The organism is Streptomyces marinisediminis (genome assembly GCF_026262575.1).
GTDB classification, from domain to species: domain Bacteria; phylum Actinomycetota; class Actinomycetes; order Streptomycetales; family Streptomycetaceae; genus Streptomyces; species Streptomyces marinisediminis.
Map to the genome: position 1 here is coordinate 1 of NZ_JAPKFL010000119.1, position 449 is coordinate 449.

At 73.7% G+C, this 449-nt stretch carries 1 protein-coding gene; it reads left to right on the forward strand.

All coding sequences use genetic code 11. From position 1 onward, the window contains the following. Positions 1-43: 43 nt before the first annotated feature. The coding region (locus OSB71_RS24330; protein WP_323055348.1) for a KR domain-containing protein at positions 44-449 on the forward strand (406 nt) is incomplete at its 3' end.

The window sequence follows — 449 nt, forward strand, 5'->3', positions numbered from 1 at the left end:
GGCCCGGGTCGCCCGCTGGGCCGCCGCGCACGGAGCCGGGCACGTGGTGCTCACCAGCCGCCGCGGCCCGCACGCCCCGGGAGCGGCCGACCTGGTCGCGAGCATCGAGGAACGGGGTGCCAGCGCCACTGTCATCGCCTGCGACGCCGCCGACCACACCGCCCTGCACGCCCTCAAGGAACGGTTGGAGGGCGAGGGCACTCCCGTCACCACCGTCGTCCACGCCGCGGGGGTGGGGCAGTTGTCGGCGTTGGAGTGTGTGGGGGCTGGTGAGGTGGTGTCGGTGGTCGAGGGGAAGGTCGCGGGGGCGGTGGCGTTGGACGCGGTGTTCGGGGGTGGGGGGTTGGACGCTTTCGTGTTGTTCTCCTCGATCGCGGCGACGTGGGGGAGTGGGGGTCAGGGGGTGTATGCGGCGGCGAACGCGCATCTGGACGCGTTGGCCGAGCGGT